This is a genomic window from Mesorhizobium sp. P5_C1 (genome assembly GCF_054049815.1).
This window is the reverse complement of sequence record NZ_JBFULQ010000976.1, coordinates 1-1,299: the sequence shown is the minus strand read 5'-3', so window position 1 is coordinate 1,299 and position 1,299 is coordinate 1. Positions and strand designations below refer to the sequence as shown.

Annotated in this window: 2 protein-coding genes and 1 pseudogene; all 3 read right to left on the bottom strand. The window is 54.8% G+C overall.

Annotated features, from left to right (window positions below):
• Positions 1 to 310 (bottom strand): RES family NAD+ phosphorylase (locus ACXJ7R_RS33170; RefSeq protein WP_457155484.1); only part of this gene is annotated, 310 nt, incomplete at its 3' end.
• The gene (locus tag ACXJ7R_RS33165) at positions 307 to 693 is read right to left on the bottom strand and encodes a hypothetical protein (protein ID WP_457155483.1); all 387 of its coding nucleotides are present in this window, start codon (positions 691 to 693) and stop codon (positions 307 to 309) included. The genes ACXJ7R_RS33170 and ACXJ7R_RS33165, both read right to left, overlap by 4 nt.
• A gap of 410 nt (positions 694 to 1,103) precedes the next feature.
• A pseudogene (locus ACXJ7R_RS33160) lies at positions 1,104 to 1,299 on the bottom strand (hypothetical protein); the annotation flags it as partial.

The following is a 1,299-nucleotide window of genomic DNA, read 5'->3' as shown; positions in this document are numbered from 1 at the left end:
GCCAGGGACAGTCCCATTCCGCCCATTCGACAGCCCAGTCGCTGGGATCATATCCTACCGACAGATCCACAACCTGATCCAAAGAGACCTTGTAGGCCGCCAGTGTCGCCGGTGGTGTGATCGAGGCTCCCTGGCGATACTCCTCAAGTGCGGTTTGCGGCGCTCGCGCGAGATAAAGCGCTTCGACGCCTGGCCTGTTGAACCTGCCTCCGTCGATCGCCGCCCCGCCGCCGCTCGTCGGCACATATGCCCATTTTGGCGTCAGATATCGATGGAAGACCTCGTCCGGCCCGAGGCGGACGAGCCTCATCCGCGCGCCCCGTTCTCCAGGTCGCGGAGATAGCTCAGCACCGCTTTAAAATGCCCTTCCGCAACCAGTTCGGCTGCGGTCTTGTGGTCATACTCAGTGATCGGCTCGTTTCGATACCAGTAGATCGCTTTGCTGATGTCCCCGGTGAGCAGCGCGGCAGCCGTGATCGCCTTGATCATTTCGCGCATCCGGCTTTGCAGGCGCTCCGAGGCAGGGTTACGAAGTGTATTGCGGTGAACTCCGGTCAGGTCAGCCAGGTTCGTCACCTGGACGCCAAGCGCCTTTGAAAAGCGCTTTGGAGAAATATAGGGCGTGCGAGGTTCCTGGAGGCTCTCCACGAAGCCCGACACCATTGTAGCCTGGGTATTCCGAGCGATGGGCATGACCATTCTCCTGCACTCGATACGCACAATATATGCACATTCCAGCGCACATCAAGGGCCTATTTGACGTGCTCGAGATGGAGGCTTCAGTGCTTAGTTCCATAAGATAGATTATGCGACTTTCACAAGTAACGGCAAATATCTTTTTCCAAATAAAAAGCAACTAATCGCCTCGAACAGGTTTATTTAGACGCTTATCAACGACAAAAACCAGCTTTCAGCAATATCGCCTACTAGACATATTAATTGATTAGCAGGCGCTATTTATTAATTGATTAGCAGGCGCTATTTAAGGCTGCCATCATCCTTTTGATTAAATTTGACTGGAGACCCTGAACTCTTCCGAGCAGCTGGGCAGGTGTTCCAGGTCAAACCATATCGTCCTTCGCTCGCCTTCCCTCTCGGCGCACTCACTTGTGTGGCATACAATAGACGCCCTCTGATACCATCAGTACCGCGCCACCCTTCAACTCGCTCAATGCGCCGACCCACGCTTGCGAATAAGTGCGGCTGGCATCCACGGCCGTCAGCCAAAGAACGCGATTGTCGGCCAGTTCAACCTTAACTTCCTGCTGCAAAGGGCTCCCCTGCACGGTCTGTTGATAG